Annotated in this window: 16 protein-coding genes; 5 read left to right on the top strand and 11 right to left on the bottom strand. The window is 68.9% G+C overall.

Features of this window, described 5'->3' with window-relative positions; translation table 11 throughout:
• Window positions 1–4 precede the first annotated feature (4 nt).
• Window positions 5–1,066, top strand: a complete 1,062-nt coding sequence (locus tag ABLE38_RS16465) for a hypothetical protein (protein ID WP_348975332.1) — start codon at window positions 5–7, stop codon at window positions 1,064–1,066.
• 63 nt (window positions 1,067–1,129) lie between these two features.
• Here ABLE38_RS16465 and ABLE38_RS16470 read toward each other — a convergent pair whose 3' ends face one another.
• The 7 genes from ABLE38_RS16470 to ABLE38_RS16500 all read right to left on the bottom strand — a co-directional run bounded on the left by ABLE38_RS16470 (window position 1,130) and on the right by ABLE38_RS16500 (window position 7,911).
• A complete protein-coding gene (locus ABLE38_RS16470; RefSeq protein ID WP_348975333.1) occupies window positions 1,130–1,795 on the bottom strand; it encodes a hypothetical protein in 666 nt (221 codons plus the stop codon).
• Window positions 1,792–2,595 (bottom strand): hypothetical protein, encoded by an 804-nt coding sequence (locus ABLE38_RS16475; protein ID WP_348975334.1) that lies wholly within the window; start codon window positions 2,593–2,595, stop codon window positions 1,792–1,794. The genes ABLE38_RS16470 and ABLE38_RS16475 overlap by 4 nt, the downstream gene beginning before the upstream one ends.
• Window positions 2,588–3,907, bottom strand: a complete 1,320-nt coding sequence (locus tag ABLE38_RS16480) for a hypothetical protein (RefSeq protein WP_348975335.1) — start codon at window positions 3,905–3,907, stop codon at window positions 2,588–2,590. Before ABLE38_RS16480 ends, ABLE38_RS16475 begins: the two co-directional genes overlap by 8 nt.
• Window positions 3,904–4,635 (bottom strand): hypothetical protein, encoded by a 732-nt coding sequence (locus ABLE38_RS16485; RefSeq protein WP_348975336.1) that lies wholly within the window; start codon window positions 4,633–4,635, stop codon window positions 3,904–3,906. The genes ABLE38_RS16480 and ABLE38_RS16485 overlap by 4 nt, the downstream gene beginning before the upstream one ends.
• Window positions 4,632–6,380 carry a hypothetical protein gene (locus tag ABLE38_RS16490; protein ID WP_348975337.1) on the bottom strand — a complete coding sequence of 583 codons (1,749 nt, stop codon included), beginning with the start codon at window positions 6,378–6,380 and terminating at the stop codon, window positions 4,632–4,634. The genes ABLE38_RS16485 and ABLE38_RS16490 overlap by 4 nt, the downstream gene beginning before the upstream one ends.
• 215 nt (window positions 6,381–6,595) lie before the next feature.
• Window positions 6,596–6,976: a hypothetical protein gene (locus ABLE38_RS16495; protein ID WP_348975338.1), complete on the bottom strand. Its 381-nt coding sequence runs from the start codon at window positions 6,974–6,976 to the stop codon at window positions 6,596–6,598.
• A gap of 35 nt (window positions 6,977–7,011) precedes the next feature.
• The gene (locus ABLE38_RS16500; protein ID WP_348975339.1) at window positions 7,012–7,911 is read right to left on the bottom strand and encodes a hypothetical protein; all 900 of its coding nucleotides are present in this window, start codon (window positions 7,909–7,911) and stop codon (window positions 7,012–7,014) included.
• Window positions 7,912–8,195: 284 nt separating this feature from the next.
• Here ABLE38_RS16500 and ABLE38_RS16505 point away from each other — a divergent pair, with 284 nt between their 5' ends.
• Complete coding sequence (locus ABLE38_RS16505) at window positions 8,196–9,290, top strand: hypothetical protein (RefSeq protein WP_348975340.1); 1,095 nt, start codon at window positions 8,196–8,198, stop codon at window positions 9,288–9,290.
• Here ABLE38_RS16505 and ABLE38_RS16510 read toward each other — a convergent pair.
• Entirely contained in the window at window positions 9,269–11,047 is a 1,779-nt protein-coding gene (locus ABLE38_RS16510; protein ID WP_348975341.1) for a CHAT domain-containing protein, read from the bottom strand. The genes ABLE38_RS16505 and ABLE38_RS16510 overlap by 22 nt on opposite strands.
• Before the next feature lie 236 nt (window positions 11,048–11,283).
• Here ABLE38_RS16510 and ABLE38_RS16515 point away from each other — a divergent pair, with 236 nt between their 5' ends.
• The 3 genes from ABLE38_RS16515 to ABLE38_RS16525 are packed head-to-tail and all read left to right on the top strand — an operon-like array spanning window position 11,284 to window position 14,156.
• Window positions 11,284–11,982, top strand: coding sequence for a VWA domain-containing protein (locus ABLE38_RS16515; protein ID WP_348975342.1), 699 nt, complete (start codon window positions 11,284–11,286; stop codon window positions 11,980–11,982).
• The gene (locus ABLE38_RS16520; RefSeq protein WP_348975343.1) at window positions 11,983–12,897 is read left to right on the top strand and encodes a PP2C family serine/threonine-protein phosphatase; all 915 of its coding nucleotides are present in this window, start codon (window positions 11,983–11,985) and stop codon (window positions 12,895–12,897) included. It abuts the gene before it with no gap.
• Entirely contained in the window at window positions 12,897–14,156 is a 1,260-nt protein-coding gene (locus ABLE38_RS16525; RefSeq protein WP_348975344.1) for a hypothetical protein, read from the top strand. Before ABLE38_RS16520 ends, ABLE38_RS16525 begins: the two co-directional genes overlap by 1 nt.
• A 94-nt stretch (window positions 14,157–14,250) precedes the next feature.
• Here the strand turns inward: ABLE38_RS16525 and ABLE38_RS16530 are convergent, their stop codons facing one another.
• The 3 genes from ABLE38_RS16530 to ABLE38_RS16540 all read right to left on the bottom strand — a co-directional run bounded on the left by ABLE38_RS16530 (window position 14,251) and on the right by ABLE38_RS16540 (window position 19,608).
• Window positions 14,251–15,432, bottom strand: a complete 1,182-nt coding sequence (locus ABLE38_RS16530; protein WP_348975345.1) for an SGNH/GDSL hydrolase family protein — start codon at window positions 15,430–15,432, stop codon at window positions 14,251–14,253.
• A 32-nt stretch (window positions 15,433–15,464) separates the two neighbouring features.
• On the bottom strand, window positions 15,465–16,940 hold the full coding sequence (locus ABLE38_RS16535) for an alkaline phosphatase family protein (RefSeq protein ID WP_348975346.1): 1,476 nt from the start codon (window positions 16,938–16,940) through the stop codon (window positions 15,465–15,467).
• 88 nt (window positions 16,941–17,028) lie between these two features.
• Window positions 17,029–19,608 (bottom strand): glycoside hydrolase family 95-like protein, encoded by a 2,580-nt coding sequence (locus ABLE38_RS16540; RefSeq protein ID WP_348975347.1) that lies wholly within the window; start codon window positions 19,606–19,608, stop codon window positions 17,029–17,031.
• Window positions 19,609–19,611: the final 3 nt, after the last annotated feature.

A 19,611-nucleotide genomic window follows, 5' to 3' on the forward strand; every position in this document is an offset into this window, starting at 1 on the left:
GCGGATGAAGTTTCTGGGACGATTGCTGACCACCACGATCGCATGCACCGGCATGTTCGCGCTCGCCGCGACGGCCAGTGCGCAGACCGCTGCCCCGGCGCCCGCGCCCGCCGCCAGCGCCGCGCCGGCACCCGGCTATCATATCGTCGATCGCATCCCGATCGGCGATGGCTGGTGGGACTATGTCAATGTCGAGCCGGTGCATCACCGTCTGTTCGCGGCGCGCGGCAACGGCGTCTTCGAGATGGACCTGGACAGCGGCCTGATCGACAACCGCTTCATCCCGGGTTCCGAAGGCCGCGCGGTGATCCCGCTGCCGGGCGGCGATGCGATGCTGACGACGATGGCCGGCTACAGCTCGGCAATCCTGTTCTCGACGGTCGAGGGCAACATCATCAAGCTGGTCGAACTGGACCAGGCATCGGATTCTGCCGTCTACGAGCCGGTCGGCAAGCGCGTCTGGGTGATGGGCGGGCACGGCAAGGCCGCGGCGATCGATCCCGCGACCAAGGAAGTCGATGGCACGATCGAGCTCGGCGAGCCGCTCGAATTCTCGCAGACCGACGGCCGCGGCCGCGTGTTCGTCAACGCCTCGGAATCCGCTTCGGTGATCGTGTTCGACGCCGTGAAGCGCAAGCTGGTCGGCAAGTGGAAGATGACCGGGTGCGAGGATCCCTCGGGCATGGCCTATGTCGAGGGCGCCGATGTCATCCTGTCGGTGTGCTTCAACAACATGCTCAAGGTGCTCGACGCGAAGACCGGCGAGGAACTCGCCACCCTGCCGGTAGGCAAGGGCGCGGACGCCGTGATCTACGACAAGGTGCGCAAGCGCGCCTTCGTGCCTTCGGCCTATGACGGCGTGCTGACCGTCCTCAAGGTCGACGGCAGGCGCGACATCCATGTCGAGGAAGTGGTGCCGACGCAGATCGGCACGCGCACGGGTGCGGTCGATCCGACCACGGGCACGCTCTATCTGCCGACGGCGCGTTTCGGCCCGTTGAACAAGCTGGGCTGGCCCGAAGCCATTCCCGGTACCGTCCAGATGCTGGTGATGAAGCCGAACTGAGCGGCACCCGGGCGGCGGATCCGAATGGTCTCCGCCGCCCGAGGCCCGAACTCGCGATCGCGTTCAGCCGAAGCGCAGCCAGCCGCGCGTGCGCGCTGCGTCGAGCAAGACCGCATCTGCCTGTCCTATACTCGCTCGCATCACCGATGTGCCGAGCAGCGGCGCGATCAGCTGGGCAAATTCCAGCGCGCGTGATCGGCCGAGCGCGGCAACGAGCGGGCGTGCCTGGATTTGCGGGGGAATCGACGCGGCGATTTCGCCGGCTATCCGGTCGAGGACATGATCGACCGTGTCGAGCATGTCCTCGACCAGCGGGCGCAGCGCGTCGCCGGCCGGCGGCTGCGGCCAGTCGGGGCGATCGTGCGGGCTGTCGAGCAATGCCTGGAAGCGCGCCCGGGCTTTGGCGCCCAGCGCGATGGCTGGCGGGGGCGGCGGCTCGCGTTCGAACGGTACGCGCGCCTCGAGCGTCCTGGGCCGCGTGCCGAGGAGCGGGGCGAGGAATTTGTCGCGGTTGCTCGGGGAGGTATCGGGCAGCTGCACTGGCGGGTCGAGCCGCGTGGAAATCGCTGCGACGGGCGCCAGCGGCGCCTTGCGCCATCGCCAGCGAAACCGCGCCAGATACCGGCGCAGGCGTTGCCATCGCCTGGCGATCCGGCGACCGGGAAACAGCCGCCGCCTAAGCCAGCGCCACCGGCGGCGGCGTTGCGCGCGGTGCGCTGCGGCAATCATGCCGGGATGTAGAAATATTGGGAGATGAGGTTCCGCTGCTTGTCGCTTAGGTCGGGATTGGCGTGCAGGCGCTCCCACTTCGCGCGGAAGCCACAGGGGATCGGGCGCTGATTCATGCCCCATTGCTTGATCTGCCCGGCATAGGACCTGAATTTGGCCGGCGTGAGCGCACTCGATCCGGTCAGGTCGGTGAGCCCCGGAACCGCGGCCAGCCCGGCGGCTTCGCTTGGCGCCCAGGCGGGGTGGACCCGGAAGTTGCCATTGCCGAGCATGTCGATCGTCAGCAGGAACTTGGCGTTGACTTCGCAGGGGGGCAGGTCCTTGCCGTGGCTGTTGGGATCGGCATCCAGCTTCGCCTGAAGGAACTTGCTCTGCGCCTGGCTGGCGTCCAGCTGCAGCGCCAGGGCGTTGAGCCTCTCCATCACCTGGTCATATTGCGTCCTGGTCAGCATGATCCGGTCATTGGCGACGGCGGTGCCGGTGACCTGGTTGATCAGCCGGCGATTGGCTTCGGCGACTTCCTCATATTTGCGCTTGAATGCCTCTCGCTCGCCGCGCAGCCGCGAAATGTCAGCCTTTGCGTCCTTGAGCTGGCTCTCGAGCTTGTCGATCTGCGAGCGGAGCTGATCGACCGCGGTGTGCCGCGGGTCCTTCTGGAAGAAGGCGAAGGCGATCGCCAGGAACACCAGCAGCACGAACAGCTCGATCAGCATCGTCGTATGCACCCGCTCGCGGCGGATGCGGAGCATCGCTTCCGCGGCGGCGGCGCTGCGGCGATCGGCATCGGCGCCCTCAGTCACGCAGGCGGGCCAGCTCTTCGCGGAATGCGGTGACGGCCTTTTCAAAGTCGCCGAACGACGTCTGCAACTGGTCGGAGAAGGCCGCGGCCCGGGCCTGCGCATCCCCCACAACCCGCTGGCCAGCCGTGCCGAGCTGCTGGCCGACATCGTCGGCGGCGGCATCAAGCGCCTGGGTGAACTCGGCTCGCGTGCGCTCGATCTGCTCGGACAGCTCCCTGGCGCCGGTTTCCAGCCGCGTCCCGATCTCCGACGCGTGGCGAACCGCCCCGTCGCTCGACTCGCGCACGGCATCGAGCCGCGGGCCCAGCGCGGCGATATCGCTGCCGATCCCGTTGATCGACTGCAGGATCTGCGCGCCGTCCTTCATCCCCGCGGACAGGCCGTGGAGCATCTCCAGATTCTGGTCGAGATTGGTGCGGTAGGATGCCGACAGGCTCCGCACCGCGTTGCCCGCATCGGTCAATTCCTCGCGCAGCGCCTGGTTCTGGGCCGCCATCCCCGCTGCGGCGTCGGCGACGCTCTTGTCGAACGCGTCGCGCCGTTCGGCGAAGGAGCCCATGCCGGTGCGCACCGTGGCGTCATAGCCGTTCAGCGTTGCGCCGACGCTGTCGAGCTGCGTCGCCAGCCGTGCGTCGATCTGGCTCGGGATGTTGCGGAACTGTCCGATCAGCCCGTCGAAGTCGCGCACCACTTCGCTGATGGTGCCGGTGAGCTGGCGCGCGACGCGGGTCAGCTCGTTCTGCGCGGTCTCGCTGACTTCGGCCGTGGCGGACGAGGTCTGGATGAAGAAGGTGCGGGCGATCAGGCCGATCAGCGACGCGCCCACCGCCATGCCGAAGAAGCGCAGCACCGTCTCGGGCGTGATCTGCGTCGCGTCGGAGAAGGTCGCCGGCGCGAACGAGAAGAGCAATGCCGCCTGGGTGAAGATGAAGCCGAGATAATAGCAATTGTCGGCGAAACGCTCGATCAGCGCCGGCCGCCGGGGCCAGCCCGCCATCACGCCGATCAACGGATAGGCGATCACCGAAAGGAAGATGCCGAAGACCGAAACCACGTGGAGCAGCGGCGCGGTGCTCATCCCCAGGCTGGCGAAGACCAGGCCGATAACCATGCAGATCAGGAAGGCGAGGCTGACCTGGCGCTGCCCCGGCACCCCCAGCCCGGGGATCGCAGGGCCGCTGGCGGCGGGTGCGCCGGGCGCCTCGAAGGACTCCGCGGTCGCGGCATCGCCGGGCGGTGGGGGCGCAGCGGCGGCGGTCCTGACGCTGCGCTTGCGGCGAAGGGGAGGGGCGGGATCGGCGGCGTCGGTCATTTGCCGATTCCCTTGATGAGATAGTCTGCGATCAGCTGGCGCGACAATGCCGTGTCGGGGACCTTTTCCACCTTCGCGTGGCGCTCCGTCATGAGCTGGCGCCATTCGTCCATGCGGATCCGCATCGATGCCGGCATCGCGAAGTCGGCACTGACCGGGCGGTAGATCAGCAGCACTTCGAACCCGGTCATGTCCGCGGGCAATTCGCTCGGCGCGTCGGTCTCCTCCAGGAAGTCGCTGAGGACGAGGAGGATGCGGCGCTTCGCGCCCCGGCCCGGCCAGTCGCCGACCGACAGCAGCGCGCTGGAAATCTCGGTGTCCTGCTCCGGCGGCAGGCCGAGCACCTTGCCGTTGCAACTGTCGCCGTTGAGATAGGATGCGAGCTTTCGGGTGTTGTTGACTTCGTTGGGCGCCGACGAGGCGATCGGGGCAATCGTGGATTTCAACCGGACATGGCAGAGCAACAGGCGCTCGAGGCTCCCCGATCCGATCGCGCGCTCCTGCACTTCGATCGGCTGGTCCACGCTGCTGTCGTTGGCCGCCTGGACGATGCCGGCCATGGTCTCGGTCAGCGCGTTGCGGTTGCGCTCCTGCTGGCCGGGGTTGAGCCAGGTCTTCGACAGATCGACGAGCACGAAGATCTGCGTGGCCGCTACCGGCGACGAATCGCTGCAGCTTGCGGCAAGCAGGAACGCCAGCGCTGCCGTGCGGAGCCAGCCCCGGCTCACGCCGCACCGATCGACGAGAGCGCGGCATGTTCGGGGCGAAGCCATTTGCGGATCTGCTTCCACGGCAGCGCCAGCACTTCGAGCAGCCCCAGGAACAGCGCGATGAGCAGCCAGGCGAGCGCCATCAGCGCATAGGTCAGCACGGCGCCGGACAGGAAGAACGCCGCGAGCGCGATGGCGAGGGCGGTCGCCGCGGCATCGACCAGGCCCATCAGCGCCCGCTCGATCGAATAGCCGAGCACCGCCAGCACACCGGCCGAGGCGACCATCAGCAGGCTGAAGGGAAGGGCGTTCGTCCCGCCCCAGCGCAGGCCGAGCCAGATCAGCGCGGTCACGATCATCGCACCCAGTGCCCCCGCTGCCGCTTGCTGCCAGGGTTCGCTCCGGTGCGAGAAGACCCGGGTCTGGCGGTGATCGACCATCTGGATGCGCGCGAGAACCGGCAGTCCGAGCAGATAGCAGCCGATCGCGCCGAGCAGGCCGATCGCCCAGGCGGGATAGCCTTGCAGCCCGGAATAGACGCCGCCCACCTGGATCGACAGGCCCCAGGCGAATGCGCCGATCACTGCGATGCTGAGCGCGGCGATGCCCACGCTGGCGGCGCGATAGAGCCGGGCGTCGCCGGCAGCGCCGTCCAGCCATTGCCGCCAGTCGTCGGTGCGCGCGTTGGCGAGCGCCTCGAGCACCGCATCGCGCTCGCGGGTGACGGCGTCGACCGAGCCGGTCAGCGCCCCCGATTTGTTGCCGAGCGAGGCGACATATTGGCTGATCGCCGATTCGGCGCCATGCGCCTTGGCGCGGATCTGGTCCCAGTGGCGCGGCAGCTCGCCGGTCAGCTTGTTGAGCGCGCGGATCTCGCGGCGCAGGCGAAGCGCCGCCTTGTTCGCGGTGATCGCGTCATGGGACTGGTGCAGGAGATATCCGATGATGAACGTCGCGGTGACGAAGATCAGCCCCAGCGGCGCCATCCAGAATTTGAGGATCGGATAGGTGTCGAAATACTCGATATCCAGATCGAACCCGCTGCTAACCAGCCCGAAGATGATGGCTTCGAACAAGGCGGCGAGCACGACGGCGAAGCAGCACAGATACTGTAGCGCGGTCTGGCTGCCGTGCTTGAAATAAGCGGCGCCGAACCCGAGCGATATCTCGCCGAGGATAAACCCCGTCGCGACGAGGACCGACGCCGGGATGCCGGCCACACGGTTGTGGAACACGTCCTGGAAGAACAGGTTGAGCAGGTTGCCGTTCACGGCGCACGCGGCGATGCCGAACAGCACGCTGGCCCAGAACACGAAGATCGCGTTGGCCCGGCCCTGGTAGGATTTGAAGAGATCCTCGTCGATCTCGCCGCCCATTTCGGCGAGCTCCTCGAGCCGGCGCTGCATCCCGGTGACTTCGCGCGACAGTGCGCCCGGTCCCGCAGTTCCGCCCAGCCCGGCGATCCGCGAGGTCGCTTCGCGCATCGACTTGGCGACGCGGCGCATCGACTGGGTAACCTGGGCGAGCCGCTGGTCGACGATCACGTAGACGACCGGGTCTTCGCCGCGATAGCGCTCCGGCAGCGCATAGCCCGTGCGCCATGCCCAGATCGGCGAAAAGGGCCGAAGCCATCCGATTGCGTTGGCACGCCATTCCTTCAGCCGCGGCTCCAGCGCTTCCTTGGCTGCGCAGGCAAGCCAGGAAAGCGGCAGCAACAGCAGGAGACCGACTGCGATCAACGCCAGGATCATCAAGGCGCTCATCAAAAATCCGTTGAGCGAATTCTGATTCATCTTTTTGCCCCCCTCTGGGCTTTGCTAGCGAACGGCGTCGGACGGGGGATCGTCAAGCCAAAATTAACCGAACGACCATTTCGGATCACTTTCCGCCCCGTCGACGCCGCGTGCACGAGAGCGCGCGCGAGGAGTCCCGCCGGGATACCTCGCGCGCGAAGCGGAATTGGCGGGCGCAAACGCATCTAGACGGTGCCCGAATCGGACGAATCGCCCGAATAGTCGAAACCGCCGCCGGAATCGGATGGAGCGGAATAGTCGAATCCGCCGACAGGGTCGGGAGCAGCCGCGTCCGGATGATCGGAGCCGAAACCGGGCGGAGAGTCGTGTGCCGGATCATAGCCGATCTTGCCGTCGATATAGGAGGGCGGCGGCCCCAGATCGATCCCGCCGTTGCAGACCGCTTCGCCGACAAGGTGCGTGCCGAGCGCGAGGGCGCCGGCTAGGGCGCCCGGGGCCGACGGGTGCGCCGCGGCCCAGATGCCCATCGCGGCGGCGCCCGTGTCGTAGATTTCGGTGCAGTGGTGCGCGTCGAGAGCGCTGTCGTCATGGTCGTCGGGGGACATGGTCGTTCTCCTGGATGAAAGGGTTCGGGAAGGGTTCAGAGGGTGAGGCCGAGCGGTGCGCGGTGCATGCGCAGGGTGGCGTCGAGCGCCGGAGCGGTCAGCGCCAGACGGAACTTGGTGTTCAGGATGCTGGCGAGCACGCCGACTTCGGGGTCCTGGGAGATGCCGCGAAGCAGAAGCCGCTCCTGCGTGCCGGACATGCCGCGATAGACCAGCTCGATCGAGCGCGCGCCGCCCAGCATCTCGAGCCTGCCGAAGTCGCGGGCATTGGCCTGTTGCAGATCGTCCTTGCTGATCGTCAGCCGGCTCCCCAGCCGAAACAGGCCACCCGACAACACGATGCGGTTCGACCAGCCCATGTTCTGATCGAGGAACACGGCCATCGCGGTGCGCGCCTCGGGAACGAGCAACAGCCAGACCGCGGCCGACAATAGCGAGAGCCCGAACACTTCGGGGACGACCGAGAGCAGCGGCAGGCCGATCGCAGCCAGGAACGCGCCCGCCATGAAGGCAAGGATCGCCAGGCCGGCGGGGTTGGCCGCCACCCAGCGCGATTGGCGGCGGAAGAAGATCAGCTCCTCGGTCGGCAATTCGGGCGGCTTGCGCGCCGCGCCGAACCAGGCGGAGGCGGCGAAGGCGAAAGCGAGCCCGCCGAAATGCGCGAACTCCAGCGCAGACACCAGCCAGCCGCCCGGCCAACCGCCGGCCTGGAGCAGCGCGGCCAGCCTGCCGAAGCCCAGGCCGAGCACCGGGGTTGCCGACTGGGCGCTGAGATCGCGCCAGGCGAGCGCCAGCGAGACTGCACCTGCAATCAGCGCGGCGAGCGAGAATGCCAGCCGCGTGACGATCCGCACATCGCCTTCCCGCGTCAGATAATAGGGGGTGAAGCAGCGGACTCGCGCCCCGGGCGGCGCACCCGTTGCGGCGCGCGGCACCGCGCTGCCTCCAGGCAGGACGCCAGGCGGGTTGATGCCGGGCCGGGGGGGCGGGCGGTTTGCGGTGCGCGGGGCGGCATGGCCTTGTCCGGCGCGGGGCGGGCTGGATTTCATGCATGATCCTCGTCGTCGCCCGGAATTGGGCACGCGCTGGTCTGTCACGCCGGTAATCGTTCGTCGGGTGCACGGGATTGCACGGCGACCCGACCGTGCCGTGAAGCCTACAATCGGGCTTGCCTTTGGCCGGGGCTTGCCGTCAGGTTTGGCGGTCGGGGAGTTGAGGCATGGCTGACGAGGAAGCGTTCGTTCCGCTCAAGCTCGACGATAGCTTTTATCGATCGACGATGGGGGACCGCGCCTATGCGCTCGCGGGTGCCGGATTCGACAAGGCCACGGTCCTCGATCTCGAGGAGAAGCTCGAGATCTTCCGAGCGATCGCTGGGCTGACGCATAGCGAATGGCCCGATGCGGCGCTGGCGCGCTTCGTCATGGGGGATGACGGCGATGGCTTCGGCCCCGCCTTCAACCGCAAGAAGCTCGGCAAGGTCGCGCTGACCGCCAGGGATGGCGCGATGCTGGCGCAATTGCTCAATGCACTGGCGGCGCAGGCGCCGGAAGCGCGCGCGCACTATGCGCCGGGCACGCATGACGGCTGGATCACCAGCCATATGGCGAACACGCATCCCGGCAATGCCGGCTTCACGGCGCCCGACCTGCAGCGCTCGCTGCTCGAGTTCGCCGGACGTGCGGCGGTGCTGATCGAGGGCGCGCAGGAGGGGGCTAGCCTGGAGACCGCGCATGTGCGGTTGATGGCGATGCTGAACGGGCTGAGCGCGCACAGCGATGCGGCACGGCCGGTGGTGTTCTGCGGCCGGCAAGGCGAGGGGCAGGCTTCCGAACGCTTCGGCGACGAACAGGTGATGCCGCTCCGGCGCGTGTGGGACTGGGAGCCGTTGCCGCTCCAGCCCGAGCAGCAGCTATACGCGACGCTCGACTTCGAACTGGCGCCGCCTTGCGAAATATGGGCGGTCACGGTGCGCGACCCGCGCCCGAGCTCGCCCTATGGCGCCAGCGGTTCCTATTGCTGGGAAGAGGATTGGGACCGGCTGGTGCGCTGGACCGTTCCTGGCGGGCCGATCGAGAAAGCGGGGCCGCCCAGGATCGCGTTCGGCAAGGTCGCCAGGCTGCGCGGGCTCTACAGCCTGTTCGTCCTGGTCGATCGCAGCGCGAGCGGGATGGTGCGCGACGCGATCGGCGGCGATTTCGGCAAGCCGGTCAGCGTGGACGGCCTTTTCGGACTGCTGCGGGCGGCCGGCAGGCCGAACGGACTGGCCGGTGTCGACTGTTTTGTCCGACGCTATCGTATCGAGACGCCCTGACCGGCGGGCGGATCGATGCGGAGGGTGATCGGACCGGCGGCGCCCGTGAGCCGGAACGCCGCCCAGATGCGCGGATGCGACGTGCCGATCGCGAGGCCGGGCTCGGCATCTTCGGAGGGTTCCAGAAAGCGCTCGGCACCGGCCAGCACGTGCGTCTCCGCCAGCATCGCCCGCTGCGCGTCCGCCAGCGCGGCAGCGCGGCCGGCGCCTGCGAACAGGTGCGCGTAGAAGCGATCCGCCAGTGCCGGCGTGTGACGGTCGTCGATCCGCCATAGCGTGGCGACCACCGCCTGCGCGCCGGCAAGGCGCCACGGCGTGGTGCCGTCGCTGGCAGTCTCGCCGTCTCCCTCGATCGGCGTGCCCGATTCGCATGCCGCCAGGAACAGGAGTTCGATGCCGCGGCAGGCGGTGGCAGCGATGTCGATTTCGAGCCAATCGCCGTCCGCCAGCTGGAGCCGTCCGCGGCGCGCGTCGTGGGGATGGCCGATATAATGCGATGCGATATGGAGCACGGTGGCGGTTTCGAGCGCCGCGTCCAGCGTCGTGCGGCTCAGCGGGGCGGCGTCGCCGGCGGGGAATCCGGCGGCGCTTGCCTGCTCGACGACCCGGCGTGCCTCGATCGCCATGTTCGGGCTGACACCCCACAGCGCGGCCACGCGGGGCGCGCGGCCCTTGTCGGCCGGGATCTCGATCCCATCGTCGGTGACCAGATCGAACCGCTCGACCAGGTTCTCGCCATCGACTTGCAGCGCCGGCCATGGCAGCGCGTGGAACACCCCCCCGCCTTGCACGTGCAGCAGCCGATCCGCGCCGGCCGAACCGAGCCGCCGGAGCGCCTCGCCGACGAGAAGCCCGCCGAGCCGCAACAGCGTGGCGGGGCCCGTCAGCGCCTCCGCGGTCCGGGTCCGCCCGATGCGATGGAAATCGTAGAGCGCGAGCGCGATATGGTGCGGCGGCGTGACGAACAGGCCCTTGCCGTCCCATCCGGTCGGCCATTTGCGGGGGCCTTCCAGGTTGCCGGCCACCGATTTCGCGCCGTCCGAAGCGCGAAAGACGATGTCGCCGGAGGCCGGCACGATTGCCAGGCGCAGGCCGGGGGGAAGCTGCGCCGCCGACACGCCGCGCCATTGCGCCCATCGCCGTCGCATCCAGCGCAGGACCAGCGGACCGGTATCGAGGCCGTGGATTCGGCGCGGGGTGGGATGCACCTCGATCAGAAATTCGTTCAGGGCGACGAGCCAGAGCGGTGCCAGCAGGTCGGCCGCGGCGGGGGGCAGCCATCGCAGGCGGTCGACGCTCGCGACGATGCCGTCCGAGACGATCGTGCGCAGCACCGGCGCGCGCGAATAGACCCGGCGATAGTTGGTGACCTCCCGCCCTGCCGCCGCTTCGCGCAGCGCGGTTTCGATATGCGCGCTGGTGAAGGGGCCGTTCGCTTCGATCGCGCCGGCATGTTCGGCCAGCCGGACCGCCTCGGCCCAGCTTCCGCGGCGCAGCGCGAAATCGGCCATGTCCTCCAGGTTCTGGACATGGTGCATCCGCGTTTCGCGCCGCCCGGCATGCGCCATGCCGCGCGCCGCCAGCGGCAACAGGATGCGCCACCCTCCTTCCACGGCGACATCGGCGACGATCGCGAGCGAATAGAGCTCGTCCCAGCCGTCGCCATGCAGCCTGCGATGCCGCGCGACCGAGGCGAGGACCTTCCAGCGGCGCGCGACATGCCATAGCGCCGGCCGCCAGGCGCGGAGGCGGGTCATCGGTTCGTTCGAGGCAGCCATCGCGTCAGCCTCCGTCCTGCCGCCGTCGTTGCGAACAGCATCCCAAACCTGCCCGGACCGATCAAGCTCCGGCCGACGCGCGCCGTGCAATCCGGTGCAATCGCCAGCCTGCTCCACGACCCTAGACAAGGGGGCGAGCCGAGCGCGGCCGGGCTTTGCCCCATGCGGCCCGGGCACGCCGGCTCAGCGTGGATACCATAGCAGGAGCCTTGATCATGGACACTATCTACGACCAGGACGACAGCGTCCCCCAGGTCAGCAATATCGCCGTCAACAACACCGAACAGCGGACGCCCTGCGTGCTGCTGATCGACTGTTCCGCCTCGATGCAGGGCAGGCCGATGCAACAGGTCAACGCCGGATTTCGCGACTTCGAGCGCGCGATCAAGGACGATCCCTTCACCGCCTCGCGCGTGCTGGTCAGCGTCATCGCCTTTGGCGGTGACAGCGCGCGGATCGTGATGGACTGGACCGAGGCGGAAGACTTTGTCGCGCCGACGTTCGACGCCAGCGGCCTGACCCCGATGGGCGGCGCCGTCGAGATGGGCCTCGACGAGATCGACCGCGTGAAGCAGAGCCTGCGGCTGAACGGCATCACCTGCACCCGGCCCTGGATGTTCATCCTGACCGATGGCGAGCCGACGGATGCCGGCTGGGAAGCCGCGGCCGATCGCTGCGCCACCGCTGCGGCGAACAAGAAGGTCGTCGTCTGGGCGCTGACCACCGAGCCCGGCCAGGCCGGCAAGCTCAGCCGGTTCGTCGGGCCCGGAATGGGCGTCTTCGACATCGAGGGCGCCGATCTCCAATCGATGTTCGTCTGGCTGAGCAGCTCGCTCTCGGCCGCTTCGGAGCCGGGGGCCGGCGCGACGCGCAATATCCCCGCGCCGGGGCAGATGATCGCGGTGGAGGTCTGAATGGCCCCGGCGAGCGAAGTGCGCCGCGTGCAGAACGACGGCCTCGCCGTGCGCCACTGGCGCGCGGCGGGCTGCTCGCTCGTCGGCCCAAGCCATGTCGCCCGCGGCGCCGGGTGCGACGACGCCTTTGGCTGGGCGCTGGCCGATCCGGGGCTGGTCGCGTGCGTCTGCGACGGAGCGGGCTCGGCCCGGTTCGGCGCAGATGGCGCGACCGCGCTCGCGGCGTCGGTCAGCAAGGGGATCGCAGCAGCGCTAGTCACGCCCGACGCCCGGCAAGACGATGCCGGGTGGCTGGAGGCGCAGGTGTGCGCAGCCGTCGCCGCGGCGCGCGGCGCGCTGGAGGCGCTTGCGCTGGACCGCGGCGCGGCGCTTCGCGATTTCCACGCGACGCTGGTCGGCGCGGTGCTTTCAGGCGGACGCGCGCTGCTCTTTCACATCGGCGATGGCGCTGCGCTGGCGATGCGCCGTGGCGAGGGCGGCGCATGGGCCGCGGCGGCGATCTCTCCGCCCGAGAACGGCGAATATGGCAACGAAACCTACTTCGTGACCCTGTCGGACTGGCGCGAGCGGCTGCGCTTCACCTGGGTCGACGGTTTCGACGCCCTGTTGCTGATGACTGATGGAGTCACGCCCTTCGCGCTCGATCGCTCGCACGCCGCCGCCGACAGCGATTTTCTCGCTCCCTTGCTGACGATGCTGGCCGGGCTGCCGCCCGATACCGGCGCCAAGGTGCTGCGCAATCTGCTCGCGCGCGAGGATGTTCGTGCTGCCTGCGACGATGACAAGACGTTGTTGTGGATCACCGGCGGCGGGGCGCGCGTCGCATGTCAGGCCGGCATGGACCTGGCTGCGCGGATCGTCTGCCGGCGGCGCCGGCGGTGCCGGCATTGGCGCCGTCGGCAGGGGAGGCTGTGATGCGCCTCTATGTGCAGGATCGGCAGGGCCCCCGCCGTCCGATCGCCATCGACCAGGCCCCGCTCGGCCAGGGCGGCGAGGGCAGGATCCACGCGGTGCGCGGCGACCGCACGCGCGTGATCAAGCTCTATGCCGACCCCAGGCCCGAGCGGCGGGCGAAGGTGGAGGCAATGCTCGCATGCCCGCTCGCAACGCCCGCGGGCTCGGCGGGGAGCGCTGGCTTCGCGTGGCCGCAGGGGATCGTGACGGACAGCCTGGGCGCGTTCCGCGGCTTCACGATGCGGCGCATCGACACCGCCCAATATTTCGCCCTCGAGACGCTGCTGATCCCCGCCGCGCGCGCGAAGGCCGGACTGCCCGGCGATGGCCCGACCAGCTATCGGTTCCGGGTCAAGGTCGCGCGCAACATCGCCGCCGTCATCGCCCAGGCACATCGCGCAGGGCAGGCGGTGGTCGATATCAAGCCGATGAACATCTTCATCCACCGCGTCTCTGCGCAGGTCGTCATCGTCGATTGCGACGGCTGCAGGATCAACGGGCCCGGCGGCGTGTTTCCGGCGGCGGTCGCGACCGAGGAATATCTCGCCCCGGAATTTCACGGCAAGGTGCATCTGGCCGACAGGCGCCAGGATCTGTTCGCGCTGGCGATGGTCGTCTTCCGCCTGCTCAACAACGACCTCTATCCGATGAACGGCATTCCGACCGACGCCGACGCGCCGGCAAGCCATGCCGAGCGGATCCGTGCCAACCTGCTCACCGTCAATCCCGCGGCGCCGATACGCCAGCATGCGAAGAGCATCCAGGACATGCTCCCGGCCGAGCTGATGCAGATGTTCCGCAACGCCTTTTCGCATGTCCAGCCGTTGCGGCCATCCGCGCAGCATTGGGCCGACCATCTCGCGAAGTTCGAGCAAAGCCTGACGCGGTGCAAGCGCGTGCGCGGGCATGTCGCGCTGCCCGCCGGTTGTCCCTGGTGCATTATGGCGGACCCGGCGGCTGCGTCCGTTATCGGTACGCAAGGCTCGGCGCGACCGCGGCGCCGGGCAAATTGGGCCGCGGCGACCGCGCGATTGCTCGGCATTCCGGTTGCGATCCTGCTGTGTCTGGGACTGGCCGTCGCGTTGTACGCAGCGCCGCTCGCGGCGCGCGACCGGTCGTCGTGGCATGGTACGGCGCCAGCGGAAAATAGGGTTGAAGGTGGGGGCGACTCCGGGGGCGTCAGGCGCACGCCTCGGCTCGTTTCGGGGCACGAGCACTGAGATGGGGGCTCGCCAGGGGATGGATCGGGCTGGCGGGGCCAGGACGCGGAGTCGATTGCACCTGCGCTGGCCGGCTCCCGCGGAGCCGCCAAGCTCAGCGGAAGAGCTTCAGGTCGACGGCCTCGCCCATTGCGCGATACCCGGCGTCGTTCGGATGGACATGATCGCCGCTGTCATAAGTGGCGGCCATGCGCAGCGGATTGTCCGCATCGGCAACCGCGCGATCGAAGTCGATGAAGCCGTCAGCCTCCTTGTTGGTCCGGATCCACTGGTTGACCGTTCGGCGCAGCTGGTCGGCCTCCGGCTTCCACGAGCCACCGCCGCCAAAGGGTAGGATCGTGGCGAACAGGATCTTCACGCCGCGCGCATGGGCGCGCTTGATCATCTGGCGATAGGCGCCGACGAGCGCCTCCGGCGTCAGGCTGGGCGGGTTCTGCCGAAAGCCCTGGCCGATATCGTTGATCCCCTCCAACACCAAGACATGGCTCGCGCCGGGGACCGACAGCACGTCGCGGTCGAAGCGGGCCAGCGCATTGTCGCCGGTGCCATTATGCAGCACCCGGTTGCCGCTGATGCCGGCATTGGAGACACCGACATCGATCCCGGCTGCCTGCAGCCGCTCGGCGAGAACGTCGGGCCAGCGCCGATCGGAATCGCGGGTGATCCGGGCGCCGTCGGTGATCGAATCGCCCAGCGTCACCACGGTGCGGCGGGCCCGCTCGCTATCCACTTCCACGCCGGTGAGCGCGACACCCGAGCGATAGGCCGCGGCATCCTTGAGCTTGTCCGCACCGGTCTGGTCGCCCGGCGCGACCCACAGGCTTGCCTCCGGCCGCTCGTGGATCGTCGGGCGGGGCACGTCGCCTGAGAAATGGATGCTGACCTGGAGGCGCGACAGCGGCGCGACGGGCAGGTCGATCGGGTCGCTCAGCAGCGGCGCACCGGCCGGGACGAACAGCGCCGCCTGCCCGCCGAAGCGCACAACCCGGTCGGTGCCCGGCACGACATTGCCCTTGGCGTCGACGAGCGCAACGTGGACGGCGCCGATATCCATGTCGAGCGGCGAGCATTCGTTCGACAGCCGCAGCCGCAGCCGATTGCCGCCGGCGCTCAGCCGCACCACTTGGCGCAGCGTCTGGTCGTGCAGCGCCAGCGCCTGCTGATCGGGGCCGCTACGCACCGGCATCGGGCTGGCGGACCAGCTCCGGGTCCAGTGCTGCGCGGCGGCGGGGGAGGCGGTGGCCGCAAAGACCAGGGCGGCGGCGAGAAGTCGCATCGTTCGCATCGTCGATCCTTTGATGAAGTGGCTCAGCGCGTGTGCCGCGCGGGACGACCCGGCGGCTGCCGGGGCACGATCTGATTGGCGAGGGGGGCGGCAGGGGGCGGCAGCGTCGCCACCTGCTGCTGCGCCTCGACGAAGCGCTTCGCCGTATCGGGCAGCGCCGGGATTTCGCCCGGCGCTGCGTCGAAGCGGAAGGCGGAGGTGAGGTCGCCGAAGGCCTGGCGGCGCCACGGCGTGACGTTGGGCGCCTCGACGCCGGTGACCTTCTCGAGGAATTGGAGCTGCGACGTGTGGTCGAACGGCTGGCTGCACACCCAGCCGCCGGCGGTCCAAGGCGAGACGATGATGCACGGCACCCGGAAGCCCGCGCCGATCGGCCAGCCCTTGGGATCGACGCCGGTGGGCGAGCGCTTGCTGGGGAATTCATCGTCCGTGCCCGCCGGCGGGGTGGGCGGCGGGACATGGTCGAACAGCCCGTCATTCTCGTCATAGGCGAGAATGAACACGGTCTTGGCCCAGACCTCCGGGTTGGAGGCGAGCGCTTCGAGCTTCGACGCGATGAACTTGGCGCCGGCAGCGGGCATCGACTGGGCGGGATGCTCGTTCTGCCAGATCGGCGCGAACAGCCAGCTCACCGTGGGCAGCTTGTCGTCGCGCACGTCCTGCTCGAACTGGTCGAGCGCAGCGGTGCGCGCATTGCGGCGCAGCGGCGAGCTGTCGGGCGCGTCGTGATAGGATTTGAAGTATTTGAGGCTGCTCGTCATCCCGTCGGGCACATGGTAGCAGCGCCAGCTGACCCCTGCCTCGGTGAGGTTCTCGGCATAGGTGCGCCAGGTGCGCGACGTCACTTCGTTGCTCAGGATCGGGCCGGTGGCGAGGCCGTGCGGATCGATCGTGCCGGTCTCCCAATAGAGCCGGTTGGGCGCCGTCGAGCCCAGCATCGAGCTGTGATAGCGGTCGCAGATCGTGAAGGATTCGGCGAGCGCGCGGTGAAAGGGAATGTCCGCCGCTTCGTAATAACCCATCGAGAGCGGCACATCCTCCTTGCTGCCGTCGAGCCGGTAATGCGCGGTGAGCCAGCTATCCATCGCGCCGCCGTTCCAGGCTTCGTGCAGCACGTCCCAGCCATGGCCGGTCGAGGGGATGCGCTGGGCGGAAGTGGTGCGGCTGTCGAGATGGAAGGGCAGGAGATAGCCGTCCGGATGATGCTCGGAAGGCTGGTGGAAGACGTTGCGCCCGGTCGGCAGCATGATCGCATTGGGATCGGAGAAGCCGATCACCCCCGGCATCGTGCCGAAATAATGATCGAACGAGCGGTTCTCCTGCAGCAGCAGGACGACGTGCTTGATGTCGCGCAGCGACGGGTCGCGGCTCGGCGGGGCGGCGGCGAGCGCGCGGCGCAGGTTGGGCGGCAGCGCCACCATGCTCGCCGCGCCGGCGGCCGCCGCGGCGCCGAGCAGGCGGCGGCGCGTGAAGGACTGGTGGAGGTTTTTTCCGCGCATCGGCGTTGCGTTCCCGTCAGGCGGCCGCTGCGGGTTGCGAGCGGCCACTGTTCGCGAACGCCCTAGGAATCGCGTGTGACATATTTAATTACTTCCCTGGAATTAAAGCGATGGTTTCGCCCATCCGCGTCGGGAAGCTCAGCAGGCTGCCGGTGAGCGTCTCTGCCGGGCGTCCGTCGCGCTGCAGCGTCACGGCCGCGGGAAATGGATTGCGCAGCCGGCACGGCGCCCCCGCCTTTGAGCGGAGTTCGAGCCGGGTCACCGCGCCGCGCGTCATCGTCGCCTCGACCACGAAGCCGCCGCGGGCGTGCAGGCGATAGTCGGCGTCCCAGTCGGTCGGCCAGGCGGGGAAGAGATGCAGGATCGGATCCTCGCCCGGCGCAGGTGGAGCGCTCTGCAGCAGCGCGAGCTGCAGCGCCTCGGACGCGCGGCCGAGATGCTGGGCGCTCATCGCCTGCGCGCCTTCGCCCAGGCTCAGCCGGTTGCGCAGCAGCGGCGTGTTGGCGAGCGCGCCGGGTGCGGCGAGGGCGCCCATCTGGCGCGGCACAAGGTCGCGGACCAGCTCGGCGCGGCCGAGCAGCGCCGCGGCGATCGGCAGCTTGGTGAGGCCGTTGTTCCAGGTCTTCGAGGCTGGGCCATGGCTTTCGACGAGCCTGTCGAGCGTCGCCTGGGCGAGGTCGCGCAGCGCGGTGTCGCGCGCCTCGACGCCGCACAGGTCGAAGAACCACACGGGCAGCGTGTGTGGCTCGGCGCGGACATAGTCGGGATTGAAATATCGCGCAGGCCCGCGTGCCGCCGCGAGCGTGCGAGGTCCGTGCAGCAGGTCGGCGCCTAGCACGTCGGGATCGTCGCTGCAGGGCAGCGGTGCGAGCCGGTCGAGAAAATCACGCCACGCCGGTTGCAGCGCCTTGTCGCGGTCGAGCAATGCTGCCGCGCGCAACAGCGCCGGGATCACCGCACGCAGCGCCGCCAGATCCTCGCTGGCGTCGCGCGCATCGCGGATCGGCTCGCTGTTGTTCGATCCCTGGATGTGGAACCTGCCGTCCGCTTCCAGCCGCACCATCGGGTGGTGGCGATAGAATTCGACCGCGCCGCGCAGCATCGGATAGGCGCGCTCGGCCAGCCAGGCGCGGTCCTGGGTGAATTCGTAGCGCAGCCAGAAATGATAGGCGATCTTGGCGGTGGTCGCGAAGATGTGGCTGGTCGGGCCATAGGGGCCGTGGCCGCGCTCGCCGAACAGATAGCGCCCCTTCTCCCAGCGGCCCGGCGTCTTCCAGTTCCAGACGCTGGCATAGGGATGCTTGGTCGTGGCGTAATCGAGAAAGGCCGGCGATTTCTCCGCCCAGGGCTTTCGCGACAGATAGAGCGCGCGCATCTCCGCCGCGATTTCGGGCGGCAGCGGCTCGGGCCCGTCGAACGTAACGGTCTCGGGGATGAAGATGCCCTGCGAGCCCCATTGCGCCTCGGCCGCCGCGCGGCAGGCCGGCAACATGGCGGAATAGAGGTCGAAGAACGGATCGGTCAGCACCAGCCGGCCCGATGCCGGCAGCGCTTCCTGATAGCAGCTGGTGTTGGTGTACCAATGCTGCGCGCCCCAGGCGCGCGGGTCGCCGCCGGTGTTCCACAGCATGCCGTTGAACTTGGGCGGGAACTTGCCGCCCGATGTGGCGGCCATCAGGTACAGATAATAATGATAGTCGCGCTGCACGCGTTCTGCGGTGCCGTCGGCGCTGTGCAGGGCCAGCGATCCCTGGTCCCAGAAATCATGCCACCAGGCGCGCGCGGCCTGGGCCAGCGCGGGCATTCCCGCGGTGCGTGCGGTCTCGAGCGCCCGTCGCGCGGTGGCGAGGCTGTCGCCATCGTCACCGAAGCCCGCCGCCGAGCTGACGAACAGCGTCGTGGCATCGCTCGCGATGAGCGCGACGCTGGCTTCGTCGAGCAGCTCGCTCTCCGCCGCGCCCGAGGCGAAGGCCGCCATCACCGCGGTGTGGCTGCGGAACGGCACCTCGCGAAATTCCTGCGACAGCGCGATCGCGGCATCCTCGGCATGCAGGCGCGTGACGGCGAGATGGCTCCTGGTCCGCAACGTCGTGGCATGCGTGTCGGCGGCACCGTTCGCGTCGGTGGAGCTCGGCGCATAGCGGAGCGCACGGAGCGTGGCGGTCACCGCGCTGCCGCGCCGATCCTGGATCGCGATCGCGAACACGTCGGGCTCGCGCGCCGCGACGATCTCCACCTTCACCCCGTCGCCGGTGATCGTGACGATGCCGTCATAGACCGAGAGGTGGAGCGCCACCTTGCCCTTGCGGAACGGGCGCCCCTCGAAGCGCAGGTCGAGCCAGGCGCAGCCGCCGCAATAGTCGTTGTGCGCCTCGTTGAAGCTGTTCGAGGCGGAGCCGGCCGGATAGGCATCGACGCGGTTGATCTGCAGCCGGACCTGCGAAGCTGTGGTCCAGACCAGGCTGCCCATCCGGCCATTGCCGATCGGCAGTCCTTCCTCGCTGCGCCGGGGCGGCTCGGCATAATGGAGGTCGGACAGCGCGATACGGTCGCGGATCGCCTTGGCGGGGTCGTCGGCCGCTTGTGCGGCATGACCCAACGCCGGGAGCCCGCCCGCGGCGACGCTCGCGGCCTTGAGGAAGCTGCGCCGGGAGAAGGGGTGCGCCATCGA

The sequence above is a fragment of the Sphingomonas sp. KR3-1 genome, from assembly GCF_040049295.1.
In the GTDB taxonomy this organism is placed as follows: domain Bacteria; phylum Pseudomonadota; class Alphaproteobacteria; order Sphingomonadales; family Sphingomonadaceae; genus Sphingomonas.

Coding starts and splice junctions, on each gene's coding strand:
- ABLE38_RS16465 (WP_348975332.1), top strand. CDS start 5: ATGAAGTTTCTGGGACGATTGCTGACCACCACGATCGCATGCACCGGC.
- ABLE38_RS16470 (WP_348975333.1), bottom strand. CDS start 1,795: ATGATTGCCGCAGCGCACCGCGCGCAACGCCGCCGCCGGTGGCGCTGG.
- ABLE38_RS16480 (WP_348975335.1), bottom strand. CDS start 3,907: ATGACCGACGCCGCCGATCCCGCCCCTCCCCTTCGCCGCAAGCGCAGC.
- ABLE38_RS16490 (WP_348975337.1), bottom strand. CDS start 6,380: ATGAGCGCCTTGATGATCCTGGCGTTGATCGCAGTCGGTCTCCTGCTG.
- ABLE38_RS16495 (WP_348975338.1), bottom strand. CDS start 6,976: ATGTCCCCCGACGACCATGACGACAGCGCTCTCGACGCGCACCACTGC.
- ABLE38_RS16505 (WP_348975340.1), top strand. CDS start 8,196: ATGGCTGACGAGGAAGCGTTCGTTCCGCTCAAGCTCGACGATAGCTTT.
- ABLE38_RS16510 (WP_348975341.1), bottom strand. CDS start 11,047: ATGACCCGCCTCCGCGCCTGGCGGCCGGCGCTATGGCATGTCGCGCGC.
- ABLE38_RS16515 (WP_348975342.1), top strand. CDS start 11,284: ATGGACACTATCTACGACCAGGACGACAGCGTCCCCCAGGTCAGCAAT.
- ABLE38_RS16520 (WP_348975343.1), top strand. CDS start 11,983: ATGGCCCCGGCGAGCGAAGTGCGCCGCGTGCAGAACGACGGCCTCGCC.
- ABLE38_RS16525 (WP_348975344.1), top strand. CDS start 12,897: ATGCGCCTCTATGTGCAGGATCGGCAGGGCCCCCGCCGTCCGATCGCC.
- ABLE38_RS16530 (WP_348975345.1), bottom strand. CDS start 15,432: ATGCGACTTCTCGCCGCCGCCCTGGTCTTTGCGGCCACCGCCTCCCCC.
- ABLE38_RS16535 (WP_348975346.1), bottom strand. CDS start 16,940: ATGCGCGGAAAAAACCTCCACCAGTCCTTCACGCGCCGCCGCCTGCTC.
- ABLE38_RS16540 (WP_348975347.1), bottom strand. CDS start 19,608: ATGGCGCACCCCTTCTCCCGGCGCAGCTTCCTCAAGGCCGCGAGCGTC.